Source organism: Rhodococcus sp. CH91 (assembly GCF_022554085.1).
In the GTDB taxonomy this organism is placed as follows: Bacteria; Actinomycetota; Actinomycetes; order Mycobacteriales; family Mycobacteriaceae; genus Rhodococcus.
In genome coordinates, this window is record NZ_JAKFYR010000001.1 from 13,496 (window position 1) to 38,769 (window position 25,274).

Below are 25,274 nucleotides of genomic sequence, written 5' to 3' on the forward strand. Positions count from 1 at the left end.
CACATGACCGTTCTCATCGTCACGGACAATGCCGATGGTCCGACACAGAAGATCGCCCGGCTGGTCGCCGATGCCCTGGCGGAGCGGGAGATCGAGGCCACCCTCGGAGAGGTCGCCGACCTCGAACGTGCGGAGGAGTTCGAAGGAATCGTCTTCGGCGGAGACGTCGAGGACGGGGAGTACTCGCCGGAGACGGTCGAGACGTTGACCTCCTACGCCTCCGGCCTGAGCCAGCAACTCGTGTGGCTGTTCGCCGCGAGCGACGAAAGCTCCACGGAAGCGCCGGATCTGGTGTCGAACCTCGCGGCACGCGATTACCGGTCGTTCGATCCTTCCGTGGGAGAAGAGGACGTGAAGTCGTGGGCGTCGTTCATCGCGGACGAGATCGACGGCCACAGCTGACGTCGCATGCACTTCCCGAGCGAAAGGTCGCCATGTTCCACACGGATGTCGCGCCGGGCGTGCATCGTCTCGCGCACGCAGATGTCAACGTCTATCTGATCGAGGACGACGACGGTATCACCGTCGTGGACACGGGACTGCCCGCGACGGCCGGTCGCATCGAAGAGGCTGTCGCGCGGATCGGCAGGCGTGTCGACGACGTGCGCGGCATCGTTCTCACCCACGCCCACTTCGACCATGTCGGTTCGGCGAAGCGGCTGCACGAGCAGTGGCACGTGCCGGTCTGGGCGCATCGCGACGAGAAGTTCCTGGCCGCACATCCTTACCGCTACCGGCACGAACGCAACCGCCTGCTCTATCCCGTCCGGTATCCCGGCTCCGTCCCGGTGCTCGCACGGATGACCGTGGCGGGCGCACTGTGGGTGCGGGGTCTCGACGACGTGAGCCTCTTCCACACGTCGGAGGCTCTGTCTCTGCCGGGCAGGCCCGTGCCCCTCCACACTCCCGGGCACACCTACGGGCACTGCGCGTTGAGTCTTCCGGATCGCGACACCGTGATCGTCGGCGATGCGATCGTGACCCTCGATCCGTACACCGGGCGGCGCGGTCCGCAGATCGTCTCGGGTGCTGCGACCGCCGACAGCACCACCGCTCTCGCGTCGCTGGCGGCCATCGCCGACACGGGCGCGACCCATGTTCTTCCCGGCCACGGTGAGCCCTGGCACGACGGCGCGATCTCCGCCGTGGAGCAGGCGGTACTCGCCGGGCCGAGCTGACGAAGCTCGCAGGGCAGAAGTAAAGCTCGCAGCCCGGGTGACTGTGCACCCGGGCTGCGAGCTTTACTGGGGGCCTGCTTACTTCTGACCCGAACTGCGGAAGCGGAGGGATTTGAACCCCCGTTGGTGTTACCCAAGCTCGCTTTCAAGGCGAGTGCATTCGGCCGCTCTGCCACGCTTCCGTGGCAGATCCTAACCGATTCGCGGTGTCAGCGGTCGAGCGCTTCCTCGACGCGCGTGAAGATCCGGGCCAGTATGTCGAGCTCGTCCGCCGACAACAGGTCGATGAGGTGGGCGCGCACATCGTCGACGTGGGTGGGTGCGGCCTCCCCCAGCCGGCGCCTGCCCTCGTCGGTGATGGTGGCGAGCACGCCGCGGCCGTCCTCCGGGCACGAGCTGCGAACGACCATTCCCTCCTGCTCCATCCGGCGGATCTGATGGGTGAGACGGCTACGAGAGGACAGCACACCGTCCGCGAGGTCGCTCATCCGCAGAGCGCCGTCGGGAGCCTCGGTGAGCATGACGAGGATCCGGTACTCCGCAAGCGAGAGGCCGTGCCGGTCGTTCAAGGAGCGGTTGAGGACGTTCATCAGGCGGTTGTTGCCGTCCATGTAGAGGCGCCAGGCCTCCTGTTCCTTCGCGTTCAACCACCTGGGCTCGTCTCGTTCGCTCACGCGGGGAGTGTAATGCCGGTAGTGCGAGCGATCACCGGCTGCCGGTTCCGGCAGCCGGGGCAGGACACGACCGGAGTGACCGTCCCCTCATCGGGCCACACGCGATAGCGTCCAACACATGTATGCAATCGTCGCCACCGAACCCGGTGGTCCAGAAGTTCTCCGGTGGACCGAGCAGCCCGACCCGGAACTCGCACCCGGCCACGTACTTCTCGATGTCGCGGCGACAGCGGTCAACCGCGCCGACCTGCTGCAGCGGCGGGGACTGTATCCGCCTCCGCCGGGGGCGAGCGAGATCCTCGGTCTCGAATGCTCCGGCGTGATCGCCGAACTCGGCGAGGGCGTGACCGGATGGAAGATCGGCGATCGGGTCTGTGCGCTGCTCACCGGCGGTGGCTACGCCGAGAAGGTCGCCGTGCCCGCCTCCCAGCTGCTGCCGGTACCGAAGGGCGTCGATCTGGCGGTCGCGGCATCCCTGCCCGAGATCGCATGCACGGTGTGGTCCAACGTCGTGATGACCGCGGGCCTGACCCACGGCGATGTCCTGCTCGTCCACGGCGGAGGCGGAGGTATCGGGACACACGCCATCCAGGTCGGTAAGGCGCTCGGGGCGAAGGTCGCGGTGACGGCATCCGCGGGCAAGCTCGACCGGTGCCGCGAACTCGGCGCCGACCTCGCGATCGACTACCGGGAGCAGGATTTCGTCTCCGAGGTCCGCAACGCCTTCGGTGGTGCCGACGTGGTACTCGACAACATGGGCGCGAAGTATCTGTCCCGGAACATCGACGTGCTCGCTCCCGACGGCCGCCTCGTGGTGATCGGCATGCAGGGCGGCACGAAGGGCGAACTTCATCTGGGCAAGCTGCTCGCCAAGCGAGGTCACGTCATCGCGACCGGTCTGCGGGGCCGTCCCGATTCGGGACCGTCGGGCAAGAGCGCGATCATCGATTCGGTGCGCGCTCACCTGTGGCCGCTCATCGAGGAGGCGAAGGTGCAGCCGATCGTGCACGCGGAACTGCCCATCACCGAAGCCGCGCGGGCACACGAGCTGCTCGACAGCCCGGAGACCGTCGGGAAGGTCGTCCTGCGGGTCGAACGCAACTAGAGATTGCGCAGCTCGCGGACGAGCTGGTCCACCTCGAAACTCGTGGTGTAGGGGGCGAGGCCGATACTCACCGCTCCCCCCTCGTCGCTGACACCGAGGGAATCGAGGAGCCGGCTCGATCCGCGGCTGCTCGGCACCGTCGCGATACGGCGATCGGCGAGATGCGCGGCGACCTTCTCGGCCGGAATGCCGTCCACGGTGAAACTGAGGGTCGGGACACGGCTCGACGCGCGACCGAGCACGATCACTCCGGTGAGGCTGTCGAGCTGTCTCATCAGGCGATCGAACAGCAGATCCTGATGGTTCTGCATCGAGCTGATGGAGATGTCGAGACGCTCGCGACGCGACCCGCCGGCGTCGTCGAGCGAGGCGAGGAAATCGATCGACGCGGAGATCCCGGCGAGCAGGCCGAACTGGTGCCCACCCACTTCGAGGCGTTCGGCGCCGCGCGCGTGCGGGTTCAGCGACATCGCGGGGACCCGGTCGAGATGTGAGGAGTCGGCGAACACGAGGGCACCGATCTGCGGTCCGCCCCAGGCGGCCACGTCGACGGTGAGGATGTCGGCTCCGAGATCGTCGAGGTCGATGTGGGCGTACGGCGCGGCACCGGCTGCGTCGACGACCATGAGCCCGCCCACCTCGTGGACGAGATCGGCGACGGCCCGCACATCGGGGGCGGTGCCGACGATCGACGAGGCCGCGGTGAGCGCGACGAGCCGGGTGGTCGGGGTGATGAGTTCCTCGTACTGCCAGGTCGGCAGGTCGCACGTCTCGATCTCGACCTCCGCCCAGCGCACCTGCGCGCCGTAGCGGCTGGCGACCCGCAGCCAGGGAGCGATGTTCGCTTCGTCGTCGAGCCTCGACAGCACCATGCCGGTACCGAGGCCGAGCCTCGAGCTCAGCGCCTCGGCGAGCCAGGCGAGCAGTACCGCGTGACTCGGCCCGAGGACGACACCCGCCGGATCGGCGCCCACGAGTTCCGCGATCGCGACGCGCGCGTCCTCGAGGATCGCAGCACTACGACGCGACGACAGGTGCCGTCCCGTCGCCGAGGCGGCCGAGTTCCGGAAGGCAGTGGACACGGTGCGCGAGACCGCGTCGGGGACCTGCATACCGGCCCGAGGATCGAGGTGGATCCAACCGTCGCCGAGCGAGGGGATCAGCCCCCGGATCCGGGCAACGTCGTAAGCCATGGCAGACACTCTAGGTCCCGATGTCAATCGACAGGCGGTGTGCCTGCCCGGGAACCGCCTGTCTCGGTAGGCTCGATCGAGTACCCGCGATCATTCCCGGGGCCGTCGGGCCACCGGGCGCCCCGAGAGGGGAAAGGGGAGAATGTACTCATGACGCATCCGGACAACGACCACGTTTTCGTGATCGGCCCCGACGGCCGGCCCACCCGTGTCTCCCGCGAGGAGGCGGCCCGTACGGACACCGACCCTCAGCCGGACGGCAAACCGGCGGAGGGCGGGGGCGAATCGCTCACCGACATGGTCGAGCAGCCGGCGAAGGTCATGCGGATCGGCACCATGATCAAGCAGCTCCTCGAGGAAGTGAAGGCGGCTCCGCTCGACGAGGCCAGCCGTACCCGGCTCAAGGACATCCATCTGTCGTCCATCCGCGAGCTCGGTCAGGGCCTCGCCCCGGACCTGCGCGAGGAACTCGAGCGGCTCGCGTTGCCGTTCAACGAGGAGTCGGTGCCGTCCGACGCGGAGCTGCGTATCGCGCAGGCCCAGCTCGTCGGCTGGCTCGAAGGTCTGTTCCACGGCATCCAGACCGCCCTCTTCGCGCAGCAGATGGCCGCTCGGGCCCAGCTCGAACAGATGCGGCAGGGCGCGCTTCCCCCCGGGCTCGCGCAGGGAGGCCGCGGTGGCCACGACCAACCGCTTCCCGGTCAGACCCATCCCGGGACCGGCCAGTACCTGTAGCCCCGGCGGTACGCCCCGGGCTTCGGCAGCGCCACGACGGGTACGCTCGGGTCCCGTGTCAGCGTCTGGAGCAGCATCGTGAGTCGGGTCAGCATCGAAACGCGCGGCGCGTGCGTCGACTTTCCCATCTTCGACGCCAAGACCCGGTCCTTGAAGAAGGCGTTCCTGGGTAAGGCGGGCGGAGCGATCGGCCGCAACAACTCCGACGTCGTGGTCGTCGAAGCTCTGCGCGACATCACGATGTCGCTGCAGGAGGGCGACCGCGTCGGCCTCGTGGGCCACAACGGTGCGGGCAAGTCCACCCTGCTGCGCCTGCTCTCCGGGATCTACGAACCCACCCGCGGCTCCGCCCGGGTCACGGGACGCGTCGCGCCGGTCTTCGACCTCGGCGTCGGCATGGACCCGGAGATCTCCGGCTACGAGAACATCATCATCCGGGGAATGTTCCTCGGGATGAGCCGCAAGCAGATGCTGGCGAAGGTCGACGAGATCGCCGAGTTCACCGAACTCGGCGACTACCTCAACATGCCGCTGCGGACGTATTCGACCGGTATGCGTGTGCGTGTCGCGCTCGGCGTGGTCACCAGCATCGATCCCGAGATCCTGCTTCTCGACGAAGGCATCGGTGCCGTCGACGCGGAGTTCATGAAGAAGGCCCGGGTGCGACTGCAGGATCTCGTCGCCCGCTCGGGCATCCTGGTGTTCGCGAGCCATTCCAACGAGTTCCTCGCCCAGTTGTGCGACCAGGCGATGTGGATCGATCACGGGCAGATCCGTGAGCGGGGCGGAATCGAGCAGGTCGTCCGCGCGTACGAGGGCGACGAGGCCGGCGACCATGTGCGCACGGTCCTCCACGAACTCGAACTCGAGAGGAACGCGAAGTCCGGCTCGGAGACCGCAGCCCCGGCAGGTACGAACGGTGCCTGACGAGCGGATCATCGGCGTCGTCGTCACGCATCGCCGGCGTGAACTGCTGGCCGACTCTCTGAAAGTACTTGCCTCGCAGTCCCGCCCGCTCGACCATCTCGTGGTGGTCGACAACGGCGACGAGCAGGCCGTCCGGGAACTCGTCGAGGCCGTGGATCTGCCCACGACCTATCTCGGGTCCAAGCACAATCTCGGCGGTGCGGGTGGCTTCGCCCTCGGCATCCTCTACGCCCTGTCCCTGGGAGCCGACCGCGTCTGGCTCGCCGATGACGACGGCCGTCCCGAGGGTCCCGACGTGCTCGCGACGCTGCTCGACTGCGCGCACCGCAACGGCCTGGCCGAAGTGTCGCCGGTCGTGTGCGACATCGCCCGGCCCGACCGTCTCGCCTTCCCGCTGCGTCGCGGTGTCGTGTGGCGACGGTGGCGTCACGAACTCGGCGACGAGGACCTGCTCCCCGGCATCGCGTCGCTGTTCAACGGTGCGCTCTTCACCGCTGCGGCGATCGATGCGGTGGGCGTCCCCGACCTGCGGTTGTTCGTCCGGGGCGACGAGGTGGAGGTGCATCGGAGGCTCGTGCGGTCGGGGTTGCCGTTCGGTACCTGCCTGCAGACGGCATATCTGCATCCGGACGGAGCCGACGAGTTCAAGCCCATCCTCGGCGGCCGGATGCACACGCAGTATCCGGACAACGACACCAAGCGGTTCTTCACCTACCGCAACCGCGGTTACCTGTTGTCGCAGCCGGGTCTGCGACGGCTGCTGCCGCAGGAATGGGTGCGGTTCGGCTGGTACTTCCTCGTCACCCGCCGCGACCCGGCGGGACTACGCGAGTGGATCCGGTTGCGCAGGCTCGGCCGTGAGGAGAAGTTCGAGCGTCCGTGACGTCACGGACGCCCGGACAGGACCTCCTCGAATCCCGCACCTGCCCGGCCTCTTCGACGCGGGATGCCGGGCTCAGTTCCTCGCGGCGACGATGATGGCGTGGATGATCCACACGGGCAGCCACGCTCCGCAGGTGATCGCGGTGAGCACCAGGTGCAGAAGGTGCGGACAGTCGGCACGCTTGACGTTGTTGACCGTGACCTGCTGGACGGGCGCGTACGGCTGCGGAGGCGGATAGGGATAGGCCGGCTGCTGGGCGAAGTTCGGCTGTTGCTGCTCGTACAGTCTCCGCTGCTGATCGGCGAGCCGTCGCTGCTGTTCGTCGTGTGTCAGTTGCCGATGATGTTCTTCCAGGCGACGCGCGTGTTCCTCGCGTTCCTGGTGCTCTCTCCACGCGCGCAGGCGGTTCAATTCCTCGAGTTCGCCGGGTTCCAGATCGCGCTGGAACTTCGGACTCGGGTCCCGATTCCCCAGGGGATCGGTCATCAGTGGTCTCCTTCGAGTTCGCGATCTCCGCCGTGGAACAATCGGCACAAGGCGCGTTCATCCGTCCGTTTTGCAGACTTTGCGTATTTCGATCATTTGCGAATCGACCCGGCGTCACGAGTCGTTACACCGCCGCGCCCAGAGGACGATCCGGCTCCGATGGGATCAGGGGCAGACGGCAGGACACAATCAGGCAAATCCGACCACACGCGTTGCCAGTTCGCCTTACGCTGTCGCCACACTCGACCTCTGGAGTAGTGATGACCCCTCGCGCCACCACCCCGTCGACTCTGTGCGAAGCCTTCCAGACCACCTCCGCGGCATATCCGGACACGATCGCGCTGCGCACCCCCGACGATTCCGTCCGCTACACCTGGCGTCAGTACGCCGAACGTGTCGCCCGTCTCGCAGCCGGTCTCGCCGGACTCGGCGTGGAACGCGGTGACACCGTCGGCCTGATGCTCACCAACCGGCCCGAATTCCACCTCCTCGACACCGCCGCCATCCATCTCGGCGCGGTGCCGTTCTCGATCTACAACTCACTGACCGCCGAGCAGATCGCGTACGTGCTCGGCAACGCCGGCAACCGGGTGATGATCACCGAAGAACAGTTCGTCCCCGTGCTGCGGCAGGCGCTCGGCGATACGAACGTCGAGCACCTGATCTGCGTCGACGGCAAGCCCGAGGGCACGCTGTCGCTCGCCGACCTCGAAGCCGCCGCCGATCCGTCCTTCGACTTCGAAGCCGCGTGGAAGGCCGTGCAGCCGTCCGACCTGCTGACCCTCATCTACACCTCCGGCACCACCGGGCCACCGAAGGGTGTCGAGCTCACCCATGCCAACCTGCTCGCCGAGCTCGAGGCGACGAGTTCGTATCTCCCCACCGGCCCGGACGACCGGATCCTGTCCTATCTGCCCGACGCCCACATCGCCAATCGCTGGGGCTCGCACTATTCGAGCCTGTACAGCGGTATGCAGATCACCACGCTCGACGATCTCAAGCAGGCGATCACGGTGCTGCCGAGCCTGCGTCCGACTCTGTTCGGTGCCGTGCCCCAGGTCTGGTACAAGCTCAAGGCCGCGATCGACAAGACACTCGCGGAGGAATCCAGCCCCGTCAAGAAGAAGCTCGCGCTGTGGGCGATCGACGTCGGACGCACACGCGCGCGCCTGCAGTCCGACGGCAAGCCCGTCCCCCGCGCACTCGAACTGCAGCACGCGGTGGCCGACAGGCTGGTGCTGTCCTCGATCCGCGCGAAACTCGGCCTCGACCAGGTACGCGCAGCCGTCACCGGCGCTGCGGCTATCTCACCGGAAGTGCTCGAATTCGTTCTCGCCCTGGGAATTCCGTGCTCGGAAGTGTGGGGGATGTCGGAGACCTCGTGTGTGGTCACGATGAACCGGCCCGGCGCCATCCGCATCGGCACGGTCGGGCAGGCCGTACCCTGCGCGACCGTCAAGGTCGCCGAGGACGGCGAGCTGCTCGTCTCGGGCCCGCTGCTCATGAAGGGTTACCGCAATGATCCCGAGAAGACTTCGGAGGCAATAGATTCGGACGGCTGGTTGCACACGGGCGATATCGGCGAGATCGACGCGGACGGCTATGTGCGGCTGATCGACCGGAAGAAGGAGATCATCGTCAATGCGGCGGGGAAGAACATGTCGCCCGCCAACATCGAAGGCACCTTGCGCGCCGCGTGCCCGATGCTCGGAGGTGCCGTCGCCATCGGCAACGATCGTCCCTACAACGTCGCACTGCTCGCACTCGACCCCGACGCCCTGACCGTCTTCGCCGAACAACACGGACTCGAAGGCACCCATGAGGAGCTCACCCGGCACCCCGCGGTGCTCGAGGCCGTCGCCAAGTCGGTCGAGGAGGCCAACACCAAACTGTCACGGGTCGAACAGATCAAGAAGTACACGGTGCTGACGAGCGTCTGGGAACCCTCGGGCGACGAACTGACCCCGACGATGAAGCTCAAGCGCAAGCCGATCGACGCCAAGTACGCGGTGGAGATCGACGAACTGTACGCCCAGGCCTGACGCTCACGCCGAGGAATCGGCGATCGAGGCGGTGTAGTCGCCCACGATCTGCTCGGCGATCTCACGCACCTTGACATTGCGGTGCTGGGAGAATCCGACGAGCTTGTCGAAGGCGGTCTCGGCGTCGCATCGGAAGGTGGCCATCATCAACCCCACGGCCTTGCTGAGGGTCGAGCGCGTCTCCAGAGCTTCTCTCAACTGGTCGGATTCGCGCTCGCTCGTGACGAGCAACTGCTCTCGCAGCCAGGACAGTTCGAGGTTCACGCGCACACGGGCGACCAGTTCGTCGGGGTGGAAGGGTTTGGTGATGTAGTCGTCGGCGCCGGTGCGCAGGCCACCGATCGCGGCCTCCGCACCGGCTCGAGCGGTCAGCAGGAGCACCGGCAGCCGGGACGTCGCGGGATCCTTGCGGATCTCCTCGAGCAGCGCCACGCCGTCCCGGCCGGGAAGCATGATGTCGCTCAGGACGAGGTGCGGGGGCTGCGACCGGATGCGATCCAGCGCGGTATCGCCGTCCCCCACCGCGTCGACATCCCAGTTCTCGTGCCGCAGCAACCGCACCAGATAGTCCCGCATGTCGCGGTTGTCCTCGATCACCAGGATCCGCGGCCGGTCCGGGGCCTTCCCTTCCGGTGAGGCGGACTCGGTCACCGCCTCGCGAGAACGTCCGGGTGCCGGCTCCCAGCGGTCGGCCTCACCGAGGTACAGCGCGCTCAGATCCACCGGCACCCTGTCCGCCGCGCCCTTCGAGGCGGGCGTGAGGACGCGGGGAACACTCACGGTGAAGGTACTGCCGCGTCCCACTTCGCTGGTGACAGCCATCCTTCCGCCGAGGGCACGGACCCAGTCCGAGACGAGGGACAGGCCCAATCCGATCCCTTCCCGGCTACGTCCACCGGCACTCTCCACCCGGTGGAATCGCTCGAAGACATGGTCGAGTTCGGCTTCCGGTATGCCCACGCCGGTATCGGTGACTCTCAGGACCAGCCGGTCGTCCTCGTCGACGTCCAGGTCCACCTCGATCGATCCGGTGTGCGTGTACTTGACGGCGTTCGAGAGCAGGTTGAGCACGATGTGCGACCACATCTGAGGATCGAGCTGCATGTGCTCGGCCGTCGCGTCGGCGATCCGGCTGTTCAAGGAGAGCCCGGCTCTGCGTGCCGCTTCGGTGAACAGATCGACGCACTCCGACGTGAGAGCCGCCGGATCTGCCGGTTGCACGGCCGCCCGTGTCGGGTAGGCCTCCCCTCGTGTCACTTCGAGCAGTGAATCGACGAGGCGCCGCAGCCGGATCGCGGCGCGCCGGGCGGTCTCGAGCGACTGCCTCTGCTCCTCGGTCACGGCCGGCTCGCCGTCGAGCACGCTGTGCAGGGGCCCGAGGAGCAGGGTCAACGGCGTGCGGAATTCGTGACTGACGGTTTCGAGGAAGCGGGTCTTGGCTGCATCCAGCGCCGCGAGCGCGTCGGCTCGCCGGCGTTCGGCATCCATGGCCGAGGCATCGCTCAGCAGACCCGAGATCTTGGTGGTCACGAGCTCGAGGAAGGTGGCGTAGGCCGTGTCGAACACCCGGTACGGACTCAGGCCCACCGCGAGAATTCCGCGCGGGCTGTCGCGGCCGGAGATCCTCAGGGGTGAGAGCAGCACACTGTCGATCGGATGATCACGGAGCGCTCGCCGAGGATCGAGCAGCTCCGGGCATGCCCCGGCGATCCCCGACACGACGATCGGTGCCGATGCGGCCGCCGCCTCCGACAACGCCGAATCCTCGTCCGAGCCGAGCGTGAAGGAGACCCCGGGTCGTGTGCCCACCGAGGCGATGCGGGTCCAGCGGGTGGACTCGGGCGCGTCGTCGAGTATCCGGCTGTCGAGGTAGATCGCCGCGACCGGAACGTCCCGGCGGCTCGGCACGAATGCCTCCACGGCACTGCGGCACGTGTCGACCACCGACGCACCGGAGTCGACGATCACGACCGTGCCCAGACGGCTCAGGGCCTCCAACCGCCGCTCGCTGAGCACCCGGGCGGTGATGTCCGTGGTGGCCACGAACACTCCGGCCACACCGCCGGACTCGTCGCGGATCGGACTGTAGGAGAAGGTCCAGTAGGTCTCCTCCACATAGCCGTGCCGCTGCATGAACAGCAGTTCGTTCTCGGCGAAGGTCGCGGTGCCGTCCATCGCGCGTTCGACGCGGGAACCGACTTCGTCCCACACTTCGTGCCAGCACTCGGGAGCCGGTTGCGCGACCGCCGCGGGATATTTGTCGCCGAGCATCGGCGTCATCGCGTCGTTGAAGATCTGCACCAGCTGGGGTCCCCACCACAACAGCATCGGTACCTCGGACGGGATCACCGTGCGCACCGCCATACGCAGCTCCGCGGGCCACGATTCGACCGGCCCCAGCGGGGTGGCCGACCAGTCGGTGGTGCGGAAACGTTCCCGGGCGTCCCCGGGGCCCGCGAACAACCGCTCCGACGACCAGACCTCCGCTGATCCGGTCTTCCCATCCATGTCCGCCACATCCTGTCCGATGCTTCGCGTGGAACCGTCTTCCGAGAATATGCGGACGGTCGCCGCTGCGAGGGGTGTACAGGAGCGGTGCCGATTACGTCCGCTTCGGCCGATCGGGGTCGTCGAAGCCCTGTGGCCTCGGAGCGTGGAGGTCGTAGCGGACCCCGATCATCCGTATCGCGAAGCACAGCGCCGCCGCACCGAGCGCCGCGGGCAGGCCGGGTACACCGGCACGGTCACAGACGACGAGGACGGTCGCCCCCACGATCGCGGGGATCGCATAGAGCTCGCTGGTCAGCACGACCGGTACGCGCCGGACGAGGACGTCACGCACCGTGCCGCCGCCGACACCGGTGATCGTGCCGAGGATGACCGCCTGCATCGGGCCGAGACCGAAGTCCAGGGCCTTGCCCGCACCGGTGATCGCGAACAGGCTCAGACCGGCCGCGTCGAACACCGTGATGGGTGTGGACAGTCGCTCCAGCCGGCGCGCGAAGAACGCGAGGAGACTGCCGGCCGCGGCGACCGTGAGATACCGCCAGTCGCTGAAGGTCGACGGCGGCAGGTCGTCGATCATGATGTCGCGCAGGATGCCGCCACCCAGGGCGGTGATCATTCCGAGCGTCACCACCCCGACGATGTCGATCCGGATGACCCGGACGGCGGTGAGTGCTCCGTTGAGCGCGAACGCGAAGGTGCCGAGCAGGTCGAGCACGAGCAGCAGCGTGCTCTGCGTGTTCACCTCCACGAGACGACCCCTGCAGGAAGGATCGACGTCATGCTGTCTCCCGGTGCTCGGTCGATGGGTACACCGTCCGGATACAGCATGCTGGCTCGATCGATCCTGCGCCGCTGGATGCCGCTTTTCCACCGCGGGTAGGCTCGGGATCCGTGTCTGATGCCCTCACCGTAGACGACCACCCCATCGAGTCGTCCTCACGCTCGTTCCGGCGCGCGTTCCAGGATCTGCGCGAAGGCTTCAACCACCGTGAACTGTGGTTGCTGCTCGGCTGGCAGGACATCAAACAGCGCTACCGGCGGTCGGTCCTCGGGCCGATCTGGATCACCATCGCGACGGGTGTCACGGCGATCGCGATGGGTGTGCTGTACGGCACCCTGTTCAACCTCGACGTGCCCGAATTCCTCCCGTACGTCGCGCTCGGCTTCATCATCTGGAACCTGATCCAGGGGTCGATCCTCGAGGGCGCGGACGTGTTCATGTCCAACGAGGGCCTGATCAAACAGCTGCCCACGCCGCTGAGCGTGCACGTCTACCGGCTGGTGTGGCGGCAGATGATCCTGTTCGCGCACAACATCGTCATCTACATCGGCATCCTCATCGTCTTCCCCCGTCAGCTGCACTGGACGGCGCTCGCGGCGATCCCCGCCCTCGCGCTGATCGCCATCAACGCGGTGTGGGTGTCATTGGTCTTCGGCATCCTCGCGACCCGCTACCGCGACATCGCGCCGCTGCTCAGCAGCATCGTCCAGCTGCTGTTCTTCATGACGCCGATCATCTGGACGGAGAAGACCCTCGAGGGCACCGGCAACGAGGACCGGGCGCGGATCGCCGAGATCAATCCGCTCTACCACTTCCTCGACATCGTGCGGACACCGCTGCTCGGCGGCGACCAGCAGCTCTACCACTGGGTCATCGTCCTGATCATCACCGTCGTCGGCTGGGGTGTGGCCCTGCTCGCGATGCGCAACTACCGCTCGCGCGTCGCCTACTGGGTCTGAGCCGGTTCGAGCCGGATCAGCTGGGACCGGTGGATCGGTTCCCTGTCGGTGATCCGGAAACCCGCGGACTCCAGCGCCCGGTAGGTCTCGGTGTCGGTGAACCGGTGGGGCTCGAAGCGCCACCACACGTTGTTCGGATGCCACACCCGGAAGCCGGCCTCCCGCTCCCCGTCGGCGACCACCCACAGCACCTCACATCGCGCCGCCGCGCGGTCGGCGAGTTCCGACGGCGAGGCGTCGGTCGACCACAGGTTGACGCGGTCGACGGCATCACGGCCGAGGCCTACGTCGTCGAGACCCTCCACCGCGTCGGGCCGGGCATCCACGACCGCGCGCAGTGACGTCGGGGCCCACGAGACGCGGGGCTCGAACGCGACGCAGTCCCCGGGTTCGGAGCGTTCGATCAGCCGGTCGGCGATCGCGCTGTAATCCATCCCGCCCGGCTTGCCGAACAGTTGCCGCTGCTGCACGTAGGCGGGAGCCGCTGTGACGGCGACGGCCGTGAGCACCACCAGCATCGACCACCACTGCGTGGCGACGCGGGCGGCAGCCCAGCCGACGAGCAGCACCATCGCGGGAACGGTGAACGCGAGATACCGCTCGAGGTACATGTTCTCCGCGAGGAGTGAATACACCAGCAGCAAGGTCATCGGCACAGCGAAAGCCGGCACCGCGAGCCACAGCAGGGTGCGCTCTCCCGGGAGCACGCCCCGGCGGGCGGCGACGATCACTCCGGCCACGGTGATCGCCGCGCACAGTGCGGCCGTCCCCGGGGCCTGCGGGAACCACTGGTCGAGAGCGATCGTGCGGACGATCATCGAGTCGAGCGGCGGAATCCACGCCACCTGCTTCGCCTGCGAGAACGCGAGCAGCACGAACGGGACCGAGAGCGCGATCCCCATCCCTGCGGAGAGAACGAAAGCGGCCCGTTCACGGGAACGTGCAGCGACGGTGACGGCGTGGGCCACGACGACCGTCGCGGAGTACACGAACATCATCGTCGCGATCGGCAGCGCGAGGGCGTAGAGCACCCACCAGCGTCGGCGGCCGGTCGTGCACGCGAGCGCGACCAGCAGCGACAGCACCGCAACCAGCGCCACGACGAACGCATAGGACCGCGCTTCGGTCGCCGCCCAGGTCACGCGGGGAGACAGGGCGAACAGCACTCCGGCGGCGATCCCCACGCGGCGTCCCGCGAGCACCTGGCCGGTCGCGGCGACGGCCGCAGCACCCACGCCGAGCGCCACCGCACCGGGAAGGCGGGCGGTGAACTCGTCGACGCCGACCAGGGAGAACCAGTAGTGCAGCAGCAGGTTGTGCAGGCCGTGGACCGCGTCGATCCGGGTGTGCACGCGGAGCAACTCGTCCACCGGCCGATCGGCGGCGGAGATCGTGGCGGCTTCGTCCCACCACAGCGAGGGAACCCACGAGAACGCCCCGGCGACGAGCACGGTCGCAACCCCGACGAGCAGGGGAAGCGACCACGCCTTCACGGACTAGCCGTCGATGCCGTACAGCCGTGCCCAGTTCTCACGGCTCGTGAGCTTGGGCAGTGCCTCCTGCCATACCGTCTTCATCCGGGGCGCTTCCTTGCGGAGTTGCCAGCACACCTTCGCGGCCTGCTTCGCGAGGTCGACGGCGGTGTCCTTGTCGCGATGACGCACCCGCACCGCGTTCTGCGAGGCGTCGGTGACGACCGCCTTGTCGAACAGCGACACGTGCCACCACGACGCGAAGTGTGCGGGCACGGTGACCGATCGGCGGTCGACCTTGCCGGCGAACTGCTGCACCGCGCGCTTGAGCAGCACGAGTCCCTCGCGCTTCTTGTCGGGTTCGAACTCCCACACCGACATCTGCGTGTGCGGATCGGATTCCTTGCCCACCTGCGCGGCCGGCAGCGGTTTCGTCTCGGGATAGCGGTCGCGCAACTCGCGCAGTTCCTTCAGGACCGACTGTCCGCCGTCGTACAGGAAGTCGGGGCCGGCGAGAAAGTCCTCCGCTGCCTTGATGAAGGTCGCGGCGAGGCCGTACTGCATCGAGACGATCAACTCACCGATCTTGCGGAAGAGATAGCGGGAGATGTCGTTGCCGTCGAAGCGTCCGTAGATGGACGAGACGATCAGGCCGTTGCGGATGCTGAAATAGCGCGCCCAGTCGTCGTAGTCCTTGAGGTAGAAGTCCGCGTGCCACACACCCGCATTGGGGAGGGTGACCGTGGGATGTCCCGCGAACCGGGCGCGGATGCCGTATTCGATGTCGTCCCACTGGAAGAACAGCGGGATGGGCAGTCCGCAGTCGGCGATGATCTCGGCGGGCAGCAGGCAGGTCCACCAGCCGTTCCAGCCGGCGTCGAAACGCATGTCCTGCTTCTTCTTCACGAGATCGATGCCCATCCGCGCGCCCGGAGTCAATGCGCCGGCGGTGATCTCGTCGAGCACCTCACGCTCGGCCGAGACGTGCAGGACCTGCGGGTTGCTCAGCGACAGCATCTGCGCGCCGACGATCGTCGGCTGCACTGTCATGTTGGCGAAAGCGTTGAGCCGCAACACCGATTCGGGCTCGCACAGGATGTCGTCGTCCATGACGATGACGTTGGCGTGCTGCGCGTTCGCGGACCCGGTGATCTCGTACATGCCGCGCGAGAAGCCGCCTGCACCACCGAGATTCGGCTGCGTCAGGTAGATCAGCTTGTCGCCCAGCTTGTCGGCGACCTCCGCGAAGGCCGGCCGCGACCGCACCTGGTCGGTGCCCTGATCGACGATGCACACCGCTTCGATGTCGGCCATCGCGCCGTCGTCCGAGGCGAGTGTGCCCACCGTGACCGTGCAGTCGTCGGCGCGGTTGAAGGTGCAGATCACCACGGCAGCGGGACGCAGATGCTCGGGGGCGGGCACCGTCCAGCGCGCGTCGGAGACGAGCACCGAACCGTTGGTGGCCTCGACCGAGAACCACATCGCGCCGCCGTCGACGAACCGCTCGACAGGGAGTTCGAGGTCGAGCTCACCCGAGCCCGACACCGTCTCGACCTTGACGATCCGCTCACGTCCCCGCGCGTCGGACGCCCAGATCGTGAACTTCGCGGTCCCGGAGCAGCCGTAGGTGAGCTGCAGGTCGACGGTCTTCACGTCGGTCCAGCGCTGCCAGAACGTCGCGGGGAACCGCCCGAAGTACGTGTTGGTGTGGGCGGAGGCGCCGTCGGCGAGTTGAAGGCCGTAACGGTCGGAGGCCGCATCACCCTTGGTGTGGACGTACATCTTCTCCGGCACGCGCGGCGACAGAGACGCGAAGACCCCACGCTGAACGATCAGCCGATCGCGTCGTACGGGCTCGGTGAGAACCTCGTCCAGCGCGCCCGCATCGTGTCCGATCGTGCTCGTGTCGCCGGCAGCTTCCTGCTCCATCGGGCTACTCCCCGCTCGTGGTCGGTCCGCTGTTTTCGATGCGACAGTAGCAGCGGAAACGACTCGCTCCCGGCTGTGCACGCATCTCGGCGGTGTTTCGCCCCCTGCGCGCAGGCCCCTCGACGGCGCAGGTCATCGGTCCAGAACACGTTCGGTGCGGCCGTAGACGGCCTCGGTCGTCTTCTTGTGTGGCATCCACCACTGCTCGTTGTCGCGGTACCAGGCGATGGTGGCGGCCAGGCCCTCACGGAAGTCGCGGTAGCGGGGCTGCCAGCCCAGTTCGGTGCGCAGACGGGTCGCGTCGATGGCGTAACGCAGGTCGTGGCCGGGCCGGTCGGTGACGAAGTCGAACTCGGTCCTGTCCTTGCCGCACAGCTCGAGGACGGTCTCGACGACGGTGCGGTTGTCGGTCTCACCGTCGGCGCCGATCAGATAGGTCTCGCCGATCTCGCCCTCGTCGATGATCGTCCATACCGCGCTGTTGTGGTCGTCGACGTGGATCCAGTCGCGCACGTTGGTACCGGTGCCGTACAGCTTCGGCCGCACCCCGGTGAGCACGTTGGTGATCTGCCGGGGGATGAACTTCTCCACGTGCTGGTAAGGGCCGTAGTTGTTCGAGCAGTTCGACAGGGTCGCGCGGACGCCGAACGAGCGCACCCACGCTCGGACCAGCAGATCCGAGCCGGCCTTGGTCGACGAATACGGGCTCGACGGGTTGTAGGGGGTGGCTTCGGTGAACCGGGCCGGATCGTCGAGGTCGAGGTCGCCGTAGACCTCGTCGGTGGAGATGTGGTGATATCGCACGTCGTGGGCGCGGACGGCTTCGAGCAGGGTGAAGGTGCCCACGAGGTTGGTGTGCACGAACGGAGCCGGGTTCGCCAGGGAGTTGTCGTTGTGGGATTCGGCGGCGAAGTGCACCACCAGATCGCTGTCGGCGACGAGCCGGTCGACCAGCTCGGCGTCGGCGACGTCACCTTCGACGAAGGTGATCTTGTCGGCGACCGGGTCCAGAGAGGCGCGGTTGCCGGCATAGGTGAGCTTGTCGAGCACGGTGATCTGCGTGTCGGGTCGTTCCGCCACGGTCAGGTGCACGAAATTCGCACCGATGAAACCGGCACCACCGGTCACGAGCAACCTCATGTGCGAAACCCTATCCACTATCCCCCGGCCGCGTGGATGGCACGATGATCCGCATGCGCGGAATCATCCTCGCGGGTGGGACGGGGTCGCGTCTGCACCCGATCACCCAGGGCGTCAGCAAACAGCTCCTGCCGGTCTACGACAAGCCGATGATCTACTACCCGCTCTCGACACTCATGCTCGCCGGGATCCGCGACATCCTCATGATCACCACCCCGCACGACGCCGAACAGTTCCGGCGGCTGCTCGGCGACGGCACGCAGTTCGGGGTGGACATCACCTACACGATCCAGCCGTCGCCCGACGGTCTGGCGCAGGCCTTCGTGCTCGGCGCCGACCACATCGGTGGTGAGCCGGTCGCATTGATCCTCGGCGACAACATCTTCTACGGGCCGGGCCTGGGCACACAGCTCGTCCGGTTCGCCGACGTCGACGGCGGTGCGGTCTTCGCGTACCGGGTCTCCGATCCGTCGGCCTACGGGGTGATCGAATTCGACTCCACCGGCCGCGCACTGTCGCTCGAGGAGAAACCCGAGGACCCGAAGTCGCACTTCGCGGTGCCGGGGCTGTACTTCTACGACAACGACGTCGTCGAGATCGCCCGGTCGCTGAAGCCTTCACCCCGGGGCGAACTGGAGATCACCGACGTCAACCGAACCTATCTCGAAGCAGGGAAGCTGCAGGTCGAGGTGCTGCCTCGGGGCACCGCCTGGCTCGACACCGGCACCGTCGATTCGCTGCTCGACGCGTCGAACTACGTGCGCACCATCGAACAGCGGCAGGGACTGAAGATCGGCGCGCCCGAGGAAGTGGCGTGGCGGCTGGGCTTCATCGACGACGAGCAACTGCGCGTCGCGGCGGAGCCTCTGGTGAAGTCGGGATACGGCAGCTATCTGCTCGATCTGCTCGAACGAGGAAAGGACCACTAGGTGCACTACCGGGAACTCGGGATCGCCGGGGCGTGGGAGATCACCCCGACACAGTTCGGCGACGACCGGGGTGTATTCCTCGAATGGTTCAAGCAGGAGACCTTCGGCGACGCCGTGGGCCGCCCCCTGGACCTGGCGCAGGCGAACTGCTCGGTCTCCGCGGCCGGAGTGCTGCGGGGCATCCACTACGCGGATGTTCCTCCCGGACAGGCGAAATACGTCACGTGCGTGTCGGGCTCGGTGCTCGACGTCGTCGTCGACCTGCGTGTCGGATCACCGACCTTCGGGCAGTGGGATTCGGTGCTGCTCGATACGCAGGACCGGCGGGCGGTCTTCCTCTCCGAGGGTCTCGGTCACGGCTTCCTCGCCCTCGAGGACCACTCGACCGTCGTCTACCTGTGCTCGACCGGCTACGACCCCGAGCGTGAGCACGAAGTGCACCCACTGGATCCGGAGATCGGAATCCATTGGCCCACAACCGGGCCCGACGGCAGGTCGCTGACCTACGAACTGTCCGCGAAGGACCGTGCCGCCCCCACCCTGGCCGACGCCCACGCCGCGGGTCGTCTCCCCCGTTTCTGACAGATCTGGTGTTCTCGACCTCGCCACACGCGGTCGAGAACACCGAAATTCCTGTTCAGGAGAGTGCCTGCCGGATCTGACGGATCACACCGTCCGGGTCGTGAGTGAGGGCATGCCACGTGAAGCGGAGGACGTGCCAGCCTGCGTTGACCAGCACGTTCTGACGCTCGACGTCGCGACGATGCCGAGCCGAGTCGCGATGCCATGCCCAGCCGTCCACCTCGATGGCGACCCGTTCTGCCTCGAACGCCACGTCTATTTCGAAGCCGCAGCTCCTCACATGCGGGCGCCACCCCCCGATGCCAGCCTTTTGCAGCAGCCGGTAGAGCATCCGTTCGGCTTCGGAGTGGCCGCCGGTCCTGGCCGTACACAGGAGACGTTCGGCCGCCCGCGCACCTCGCCGTCCCGGATTACGGCGGTGTGCGCGTTCGAGCAATCCCAAAGTGGTGTGCCGTTGCAGTGCACGGTCCAGGAATACCGATCCGTCCTCCAACTCGACGGCAGCTTCCACCACCGACAACGGCAGTCCGGTGACGCGCAGCCCACGCACCGACGTCACGTCCTCCGGCAGCAGGTCTCGTCGTCGCAGCCGCACCCCCGACGGCGCCTTCACCACCCGGCGGTGCGGCACGGTAACGAACTGCCGCTTCGGCGCGCGATCGAGGACACCGTGCCACCACGCGGCGCTCGGCCCCCATGCCGTCGCGCCCTCGCCCGCCACGTATACGGCTGCTCGTAATCGGACCTCGGGGGATCGTTCCCGATCGGCACGCAGATAGACGCCCGATGCGACCGCACGCCACTCACCGGACTGCACATAGCGGTCGATCGTGGCGACGCTGAGCCCACAACCGAGCGCCTGCCGGCGGGTGACGACGCCGTCCTGGCGGGACATGAGGGAATGAACTCTCGTGCGTGACATGCCCGGTTCGACGCATGTCGGCGCCGGTCGGTTCCGTCGTCCCTACGATTTGGTGTTCTCGACCTCGCTCCACGTGGTCGAGAACACCAAAGCTCAGCGGATGCGGAAGATCACCGCTCGCTGGACGACGAAGTTGATCACCGTCGCGACACCCTGGGCGACGACGAAGGCGAACGGGGTGACCCACCACTCGTCACCCAGGGATTCGTTGAGGACGCGGTTGATGCCGACCTGCGCGGCGAAGGTCACAGCGTAGAGCAGCACGACGGCGACGAACCGCAGCCGGCTCGGCGGCGCCTTGAACGTCCACCGACGGTTGATCAGATAGGCCGTGGTGGTGCCGGCCACGAACGACACGGCCTTGGCGGCGTCGCGGGTCACTCCCAGCGCCATGAGCAGCACGTACAAGCCGTAGTCGACGATCGCCGAGAAGCCGCCGGTGAGAACGAACCGCGTGAGCTGCGTCTTCAGGTCCAGTGCGTCGTCCGCCGTCGAATCGGTCAGCGGCAGTTCGGGCGCGAGCGGAGCATGATGCTCCGGCAGCGGCTGCACAGGGTCGTGGGATTCCGGCACGCAGACGAGGGTAGCGCCCGGAGCAGCCTCCCCCGTGACCAATGGCATCTTGCCGGGCCCAGCGGCGCAGGTAGCCTTTACCCCGATGTCCACGACAGCTACGGAGCAGGCGAGCGAGCCGCTCCCCACCCAGACCCGCACCCTGACCGGCTGGGGGCGCACCGCGCCGACCACCGCAGAGGTGCTGTCCACTCCCGACGTCGAACTGATCGCGCAGGCCGTCGCGCGGGTCGCGGAAGACAACGAGTCGAAGCCGTCCCACCTGCGGCGCGGTGTCATCGCACGCGGGCTCGGGCGCTCCTACGGCGACCCGGCGCAGAACGCCGGCGGACTCGTCGTCGACATGACGGCGCTGAACAAGATCCACAGCATCGACCGCGAGTCGCGGCGCGTGGTCGTGGACGGCGGCGTCGACCTCGACCAGCTGATGCGCGCCGCGCTACCGTTCGGCCTGTGGGTTCCGGTGCTGCCGGGCACCCGCCAGGTGACGATCGGTGGGGCGATCGGCTCCGACATCCACGGCAAGAACCACCACAGCGCGGGCAGCTTCGGCAATCACGTCAAGTCGATCGACCTGCTCACTGCCGACGGTCAGGTCCGCACCTGCACGCCCACCGGCCGCAACTCCAAGCTGTTCTGGGCCACCGTCGGCGGCATGGGCCTGACCGGCATCATCCTGCGCGCGACCATCGAGATGACACCCACCGAGACGGCGTACTTCATCGCCGACGGGGTGGTCACCTCCACGCTCGACGAGACGATCGCCGTGCACAGCGACGGCTCCGAGGAGAACTACGACTATTCGAGCGCCTGGTTCGACGCGGTCGCCGCGCCGCCCAAGCTCGGTCGCGCCGCCATTTCGCGTGGGTCCCTCGCGACGATCGATCAGCTGCCGAAGAAACTGCAGAAGAACCCGCTGAAGTTCGACGCGCCGACCCTGCTGACCTTCCCGGACATCTTCCCGAACGGCCTGGCGAACAAGTACACCTTCTCGGCAGTGGGCGAGGTCTGGTACCGCAAGTCGGGCAACTACACCGGCAAGGTCCAGAACCTGACGCAGTTCTATCACCCGCTCGACATGTTCGGTGAGTGGAATCGCGCCTACGGTCCGGGCGGATTCCTGCAGTACCAGTTCGTGGTGCCGCCCGAGGCGGTCGACGAGTTCAAGAAGATCATCGTCGACATCCAGCAGTCGGGGCACTATTCCTTCCTGAACGTCTTCAAGCTGTTCGGTGAGGGCAACAAGGCGCCGCTGAGCTTCCCGATGAAGGGCTGGAACATCTGCGTCGACTTCCCGATCAAGGCCGGCCTGAACGAGTTCGTGCGCGAACTCGACAAGCGTGTCCTCGAGTTCGGCGGTCGCCTGTACACCGCGAAGGACTCGCGCACCGACGCGGAGACCTTCCACGCCATGTACCCGCGGATCGACGAGTGGCTGAAGGTGCGCCGCTCCGTCGACCCCACCAACGTCTTCGCCTCCGATATGTCCAGAAGGTTGGAACTCCACTGATGATCAACGCCGTCGGTAATCCCCAGACCCTGCTGCTGCTCGGTGGCACCTCCGAGATCGGCCTGGCCATCGTCGAGGAGTATCTGCGCAAGGCACCGGCCCGCGTGATCCTCGCGGCCCTGCCCGGCGACCCGCGTCGTGAGGACGCCGTCGCCCAGGCGAAGGCCGCCGGCGCATCGCAGGTCGACCTGATCGACTTCGACGCGCTCGACACCGCGAGCCACCCCGCCGTCATCGACCGGGCGTGGAAGGACGGCGACGTGGACGTCGCCGTCGTCGCGTTCGGCCTCGACGCCGACGCCGAGGAACTGTGGCAGAACCAGCGCAAGGCCGTGCAGGTCGTGGGCGTCAACTACACCGCGGCCGTGTCCGTGGGTGTGCTGCTCGGCGAGAAGATGAAGGCGCAGGGATTCGGGCGCATCATCGCGATGTCGTCGGTCGCCGGTGAGCGCGTCAAGCGCGCCAACTTCGTCTACGGCTCCACCAAGGCCGGTCTCGACGGCTTCTATCTCGGACTCGGCGAGGCGCTGCGCCCGTTCGGCCCGCGGGTGACCGTGGTGCGGCCGGGCCAGGTGCGCACGCAGTTCAGCGCACACGTCGACGAGGCCCCGCTGACCGTGAACAAGGAGGACGTCGCGAAGCTCGCGGTGGCAGCCTCCGATCGCGGCAAGGAGATCGTCTGGGCACCGGGCACCTTCCGGTTCGTGATGGTCGTGCTGCGGCACCTGCCCCGCGCGGTGTTCCGCAAGCTGCCCATCTGATCCGCCCCCGCTCCCGGTGGCGTCAGTAGGCTCAGGCTCCGTGACAGACGCGAGCAGCACCAGCATTCCCGTCGCCCCGCTTCGGAAGATCGCGACGACCGCAGGCCACCTCGTCGTGGCCGTGGTCGTCGCGATCGTCGTTTCCGCGGTGGGGTTGTTCGCCTTCGACGCGGTGCAGTGGCCGGCCTTCACGTCGTCGAACGTCACTCAGGCCGTCACGACGGTCATGCAGTTCGCGGCGCTCGCCGCGCTCGGTCTCTCGGTGTATCTGCTGCGTCGGCGCACGTGGGTGATGGGCGCACGCGTCCTGTCGTGGGCAGCGCTGTCCGGGCTCGTCACCGCGACCCTCGGGATGCCGCTCGCCGCGACCCGCCTGTATCTGCACGGCATCTCGGTCGACCAGGAGTTCCGCACCCAGTTCCTCACGCGGCTGACCGACAGTGCGGCCCTGCACGACATGAACTACGCCGACCTGCCGTCGTTCTATCCGGCCGGATGGTTCTGGGTGGGCGGACGCGTCGCGGACCTGCTGGGAATGGAGGGCTGGGCCGCCTTCAAGCCGTACGCGATCGCCTCGATCGCCGTCGCCGCAGTGGTCGCGCTGGTGCTGTGGTCCGAACTGGTACGCGCCGATCTCGCGGTGCTCGCCGCGACCGCGACCACGCTGGTCGTGCTGGCCTACGGTTCACCGGAACCGTACGGGGCGGTGATCGCGCTGCTGGTCGCGCCGGCGCTCGTCCTGGCGTGGGGTGCCCTCGCGCCCGTCCCCGGCGCCGATCGCGGTCGGCAGGGCTGGGGCGCCGTGGTCGGAACGGGTCTGTTCCTCGGACTCGCCGCGACCTTCTACACCCTCTATCTCGGTATCGCCGCCTTCGCGGTGACGGTGATGGCCGTCGTCGCCGCCTGGCTCGCGTGGCGCGCCGGTGATTCGTGGCGAGCAGCACTTCCCGTGCTGCTGCGGTTCGTGGTGATCGCCGCGATCGCGATGCTCGTCGCCCTGATCGTGTGGGCGCCGTTCGTCTTCGAGGTCCTCGGCGGTAACACGCCGTCCGAGTCCGGTACCGCCACGCACTATCTCCCCGACGCCGGTGCGCGACTACCGTTGCCGATGTTCCACATGTCCCTGATCGGTCTGCTGTCGCTGCTCGGCACGATATGGCTCGTGGCTCGGGCGGCATCCTCCCGACGGGCACAGGCACTCGGTCTCGGCGTGATCGCCGTCTACCTGTGGTACCTCGCCTCGATGGCGATGACGGCCCTGGGGAACACCCTGCTCGCTTTCCGCCTGGAAGTGATCCTGCTCGTACTGCTCTCCGCCGCAGGAGCTTTCGCATTCGCCGACTTCTCCCGCCGGATCGTTCGTGCGACCGGCAACGACGCGCGTGTACGGAGGGTGATCGTGGCGGTAGGCGCTCTCGGCACTCTGGCCTTCACGCAGAACATCCCTCAGGTGCTCGCGGGTGAGATCGCCGTCGCCTACACCGACACCGACGGGAACGGTGAGCGCGCCGACCAGCGACCTGCCGGTGCTGCCGCCTATTACGCCGAGGTGGACGAGGTACTCATGTCCCAGCTCGGCGGCCGACGGGACGATCACGTGGTCCTGACAGCCGACACGACCTTCCTCGCCTACTATCCGTACTTCGGTTTCCAGGCGCTGACCTCGCATTACGCCAACCCGCTCGCCGACTTCTCCGGTCGCGCCGCTGCGATCGAGGAGTGGTCCGAGTTCTCGTCGCCCGACGAACTGCTCGCCGCATGGGAGGAGTCGCCGTGGCGAGCCCCCGACGCCGTCGTCTTCCGACAGGGCGCCGAGGGCTACACACTGCGTCTGGCCGAGGACGTCTACCCGAACGACCCGAACGTGCGTCGCTACACGGTGACCTTCCCCAAGGAATTGTTCGACGATCCGCGATTCACCGTGACCGAGGTGGGTCCGTTCGTGGTGGTGACCCGGAACAGCGATGCGTGAGCACCGAATGCGG

General features: G+C 67.3%; 23 protein-coding genes and 1 tRNA gene. 13 read left to right on the forward strand and 11 right to left on the reverse strand.

Annotated elements, in window-relative coordinates; all coding sequences use genetic code 11:
* Positions 1-3 precede the first annotated feature (3 nt).
* Both MOM01_RS00065 and MOM01_RS00070 read left to right on the forward strand, forming a co-directional pair.
* Entirely contained in the window at positions 4-402 is a 399-nt protein-coding gene (locus MOM01_RS00065; RefSeq protein ID WP_241383360.1) for a flavodoxin domain-containing protein, read from the forward strand.
* 32 nt (positions 403-434) lie between these two features.
* Positions 435-1,178 (forward strand): MBL fold metallo-hydrolase, encoded by a 744-nt coding sequence (locus MOM01_RS00070; protein WP_241383361.1) that lies wholly within the window; start codon positions 435-437, stop codon positions 1,176-1,178.
* A gap of 97 nt (positions 1,179-1,275) precedes the next feature.
* Here the strand turns inward: MOM01_RS00070 and MOM01_RS00075 are convergent.
* Both MOM01_RS00075 and MOM01_RS00080 read right to left on the reverse strand, forming a co-directional pair.
* Positions 1,276-1,360: transfer RNA gene (locus tag MOM01_RS00075), tRNA-Ser, on the reverse strand.
* Positions 1,361-1,387: 27 nt separating this feature from the next.
* A complete protein-coding gene (locus tag MOM01_RS00080) occupies positions 1,388-1,789 on the reverse strand; it encodes a MarR family winged helix-turn-helix transcriptional regulator (protein ID WP_241384006.1) in 402 nt (133 codons plus the stop codon).
* A gap of 181 nt (positions 1,790-1,970) precedes the next feature.
* Between MOM01_RS00080 and MOM01_RS00085 the strand changes: the two genes are divergently transcribed.
* Positions 1,971-2,957, forward strand: coding sequence for an NAD(P)H-quinone oxidoreductase (locus MOM01_RS00085; RefSeq protein ID WP_241383362.1), 987 nt, complete (start codon positions 1,971-1,973; stop codon positions 2,955-2,957).
* On the opposite strand, the gene MOM01_RS00090 is transcribed toward MOM01_RS00085, so the two are convergent.
* Positions 2,954-4,150 carry a cysteine desulfurase-like protein gene (locus tag MOM01_RS00090; protein ID WP_241383363.1) on the reverse strand — a complete coding sequence of 399 codons (1,197 nt, stop codon included), beginning with the start codon at positions 4,148-4,150 and terminating at the stop codon, positions 2,954-2,956. The two genes, MOM01_RS00085 and MOM01_RS00090, sit on opposite strands and share 4 nt — an antisense overlap.
* Before the next feature lie 150 nt (positions 4,151-4,300).
* Here MOM01_RS00090 and MOM01_RS00095 point away from each other — a divergent pair, with 150 nt between their 5' ends.
* From MOM01_RS00095 to glfT1, 3 genes are all read left to right on the forward strand, one after another.
* Positions 4,301-4,885, forward strand: a complete 585-nt coding sequence (locus tag MOM01_RS00095; protein ID WP_241383364.1) for a bacterial proteasome activator family protein — start codon at positions 4,301-4,303, stop codon at positions 4,883-4,885.
* Positions 4,886-4,960: 75 nt separating this feature from the next.
* Positions 4,961-5,812 (forward strand): galactan export ABC transporter ATP-binding subunit Wzt/RfbE, encoded by an 852-nt coding sequence (gene wzt, locus MOM01_RS00100; protein WP_241384007.1) that lies wholly within the window; start codon positions 4,961-4,963, stop codon positions 5,810-5,812.
* A complete protein-coding gene (gene glfT1 / locus MOM01_RS00105; RefSeq protein ID WP_241383365.1) occupies positions 5,805-6,695 on the forward strand; it encodes a galactofuranosyltransferase GlfT1 in 891 nt (296 codons plus the stop codon). Before wzt ends, glfT1 begins: the two co-directional genes overlap by 8 nt.
* A 72-nt stretch (positions 6,696-6,767) precedes the next feature.
* On the opposite strand, the gene MOM01_RS00110 is transcribed toward glfT1, so the two are convergent.
* Complete coding sequence (locus MOM01_RS00110) at positions 6,768-7,181, reverse strand: hypothetical protein (protein WP_241383366.1); 414 nt, start codon at positions 7,179-7,181, stop codon at positions 6,768-6,770.
* A 260-nt stretch (positions 7,182-7,441) separates the two neighbouring features.
* On the opposite strand from MOM01_RS00110, the gene MOM01_RS00115 reads away from it, so the two are divergent.
* Positions 7,442-9,223 (forward strand): AMP-dependent synthetase/ligase, encoded by a 1,782-nt coding sequence (locus tag MOM01_RS00115; RefSeq protein WP_241383367.1) that lies wholly within the window; start codon positions 7,442-7,444, stop codon positions 9,221-9,223.
* 3 nt (positions 9,224-9,226) lie between these two features.
* Here MOM01_RS00115 and MOM01_RS00120 read toward each other — a convergent pair whose 3' ends face one another.
* Together MOM01_RS00120 and MOM01_RS00125 are read right to left on the reverse strand one after the other, a co-directional pair.
* The gene (locus MOM01_RS00120) at positions 9,227-11,731 is read right to left on the reverse strand and encodes an ATP-binding protein (RefSeq protein WP_241383368.1); all 2,505 of its coding nucleotides are present in this window, start codon (positions 11,729-11,731) and stop codon (positions 9,227-9,229) included.
* Between the two features lie 94 nt (positions 11,732-11,825).
* Complete coding sequence (locus tag MOM01_RS00125; RefSeq protein ID WP_241383369.1) at positions 11,826-12,473, reverse strand: trimeric intracellular cation channel family protein; 648 nt, start codon at positions 12,471-12,473, stop codon at positions 11,826-11,828.
* Positions 12,474-12,622: 149 nt separating this feature from the next.
* Here MOM01_RS00125 and wzm point away from each other — a divergent pair, with 149 nt between their 5' ends.
* Positions 12,623-13,471, forward strand: a complete 849-nt coding sequence (wzm, locus tag MOM01_RS00130; protein ID WP_241383370.1) for a galactan export ABC transporter permease subunit Wzm/RfbD — start codon at positions 12,623-12,625, stop codon at positions 13,469-13,471.
* Here the strand turns inward: wzm and MOM01_RS00135 are convergent.
* The 3 genes from MOM01_RS00135 to rfbB form a co-directional block, all read right to left on the reverse strand.
* Positions 13,459-14,964 carry a glycosyltransferase family 39 protein gene (locus MOM01_RS00135; RefSeq protein ID WP_241383371.1) on the reverse strand — a complete coding sequence of 502 codons (1,506 nt, stop codon included), beginning with the start codon at positions 14,962-14,964 and terminating at the stop codon, positions 13,459-13,461. The two genes, wzm and MOM01_RS00135, sit on opposite strands and share 13 nt — an antisense overlap.
* Positions 14,965-14,967: 3 nt before the next feature.
* Positions 14,968-16,872, reverse strand: a complete 1,905-nt coding sequence (locus MOM01_RS00140; RefSeq protein ID WP_241383372.1) for a glycosyltransferase — start codon at positions 16,870-16,872, stop codon at positions 14,968-14,970.
* Between the two features lie 132 nt (positions 16,873-17,004).
* Positions 17,005-18,012, reverse strand: a complete 1,008-nt coding sequence (gene rfbB / locus MOM01_RS00145; protein WP_241383373.1) for a dTDP-glucose 4,6-dehydratase — start codon at positions 18,010-18,012, stop codon at positions 17,005-17,007.
* Positions 18,013-18,065: 53 nt separating this feature from the next.
* Here rfbB and rfbA point away from each other — a divergent pair, with 53 nt between their 5' ends.
* Together rfbA and rfbC are read left to right on the forward strand one after the other, a co-directional pair.
* Positions 18,066-18,941: a glucose-1-phosphate thymidylyltransferase RfbA gene (gene rfbA / locus MOM01_RS00150; protein ID WP_241383374.1), complete on the forward strand. Its 876-nt coding sequence runs from the start codon at positions 18,066-18,068 to the stop codon at positions 18,939-18,941.
* The gene (gene rfbC / locus MOM01_RS00155) at positions 18,942-19,523 is read left to right on the forward strand and encodes a dTDP-4-dehydrorhamnose 3,5-epimerase (RefSeq protein ID WP_241383375.1); all 582 of its coding nucleotides are present in this window, start codon (positions 18,942-18,944) and stop codon (positions 19,521-19,523) included.
* A gap of 55 nt (positions 19,524-19,578) precedes the next feature.
* Here rfbC and MOM01_RS00160 read toward each other — a convergent pair whose 3' ends face one another.
* Both MOM01_RS00160 and MOM01_RS00165 read right to left on the reverse strand, forming a co-directional pair.
* Entirely contained in the window at positions 19,579-20,418 is an 840-nt protein-coding gene (locus tag MOM01_RS00160) for a type IV toxin-antitoxin system AbiEi family antitoxin domain-containing protein (protein WP_241383376.1), read from the reverse strand.
* A gap of 120 nt (positions 20,419-20,538) precedes the next feature.
* Positions 20,539-21,066 carry a GtrA family protein gene (locus tag MOM01_RS00165; protein ID WP_277609070.1) on the reverse strand — a complete coding sequence of 176 codons (528 nt, stop codon included), beginning with the start codon at positions 21,064-21,066 and terminating at the stop codon, positions 20,539-20,541.
* 37 nt (positions 21,067-21,103) lie between these two features.
* Between MOM01_RS00165 and MOM01_RS00170 the strand changes: the two genes are divergently transcribed.
* Genes MOM01_RS00170 through MOM01_RS00180 form a run of 3 tightly spaced genes read left to right on the forward strand, consistent with a single transcriptional unit; the run spans position 21,104 to position 25,261 of the window.
* Entirely contained in the window at positions 21,104-22,528 is a 1,425-nt protein-coding gene (locus tag MOM01_RS00170) for an FAD-binding oxidoreductase (protein ID WP_241383377.1), read from the forward strand.
* Complete coding sequence (locus MOM01_RS00175) at positions 22,528-23,289, forward strand: decaprenylphospho-beta-D-erythro-pentofuranosid-2-ulose 2-reductase (RefSeq protein ID WP_241383378.1); 762 nt, start codon at positions 22,528-22,530, stop codon at positions 23,287-23,289. Before MOM01_RS00170 ends, MOM01_RS00175 begins: the two co-directional genes overlap by 1 nt.
* A gap of 40 nt (positions 23,290-23,329) precedes the next feature.
* Complete coding sequence (locus tag MOM01_RS00180) at positions 23,330-25,261, forward strand: arabinofuranosyltransferase (protein WP_374112236.1); 1,932 nt, start codon at positions 23,330-23,332, stop codon at positions 25,259-25,261.
* Positions 25,262-25,274 lie beyond the last annotated feature (13 nt).

What these genes read in the sequence shown, in the direction of transcription:
- MOM01_RS00065 (WP_241383360.1), top strand. Translation starts at nt 4, where the DNA reads ATGACCGTTCTCATCGTCACGGACAATGCCGATGGTCCGACACAGAAG.
- MOM01_RS00070 (WP_241383361.1), top strand. Translation starts at nt 435, where the DNA reads ATGTTCCACACGGATGTCGCGCCGGGCGTGCATCGTCTCGCGCACGCA.
- MOM01_RS00080 (WP_241384006.1), bottom strand. Translation starts at nt 1,789, where the DNA reads ATGGACGGCAACAACCGCCTGATGAACGTCCTCAACCGCTCCTTGAAC.
- MOM01_RS00085 (WP_241383362.1), top strand. Translation starts at nt 1,971, where the DNA reads ATGTATGCAATCGTCGCCACCGAACCCGGTGGTCCAGAAGTTCTCCGG.
- MOM01_RS00090 (WP_241383363.1), bottom strand. Translation starts at nt 4,150, where the DNA reads ATGGCTTACGACGTTGCCCGGATCCGGGGGCTGATCCCCTCGCTCGGC.
- MOM01_RS00095 (WP_241383364.1), top strand. Translation starts at nt 4,301, where the DNA reads ATGACGCATCCGGACAACGACCACGTTTTCGTGATCGGCCCCGACGGC.
- MOM01_RS00110 (WP_241383366.1), bottom strand. Translation starts at nt 7,181, where the DNA reads ATGACCGATCCCCTGGGGAATCGGGACCCGAGTCCGAAGTTCCAGCGC.
- MOM01_RS00115 (WP_241383367.1), top strand. Translation starts at nt 7,442, where the DNA reads ATGACCCCTCGCGCCACCACCCCGTCGACTCTGTGCGAAGCCTTCCAG.
- MOM01_RS00120 (WP_241383368.1), bottom strand. Translation starts at nt 11,731, where the DNA reads ATGGATGGGAAGACCGGATCAGCGGAGGTCTGGTCGTCGGAGCGGTTG.
- MOM01_RS00140 (WP_241383372.1), bottom strand. Translation starts at nt 16,872, where the DNA reads ATGGAGCAGGAAGCTGCCGGCGACACGAGCACGATCGGACACGATGCG.
- rfbB (WP_241383373.1), bottom strand. Translation starts at nt 18,012, where the DNA reads ATGAGGTTGCTCGTGACCGGTGGTGCCGGTTTCATCGGTGCGAATTTC.
- rfbA (WP_241383374.1), top strand. Translation starts at nt 18,066, where the DNA reads ATGCGCGGAATCATCCTCGCGGGTGGGACGGGGTCGCGTCTGCACCCG.
- MOM01_RS00160 (WP_241383376.1), bottom strand. Translation starts at nt 20,418, where the DNA reads ATGTCCCGCCAGGACGGCGTCGTCACCCGCCGGCAGGCGCTCGGTTGT.
- MOM01_RS00165 (WP_277609070.1), bottom strand. Translation starts at nt 21,066, where the DNA reads ATGCCATTGGTCACGGGGGAGGCTGCTCCGGGCGCTACCCTCGTCTGC.
- MOM01_RS00170 (WP_241383377.1), top strand. Translation starts at nt 21,104, where the DNA reads ATGTCCACGACAGCTACGGAGCAGGCGAGCGAGCCGCTCCCCACCCAG.
- MOM01_RS00175 (WP_241383378.1), top strand. Translation starts at nt 22,528, where the DNA reads ATGATCAACGCCGTCGGTAATCCCCAGACCCTGCTGCTGCTCGGTGGC.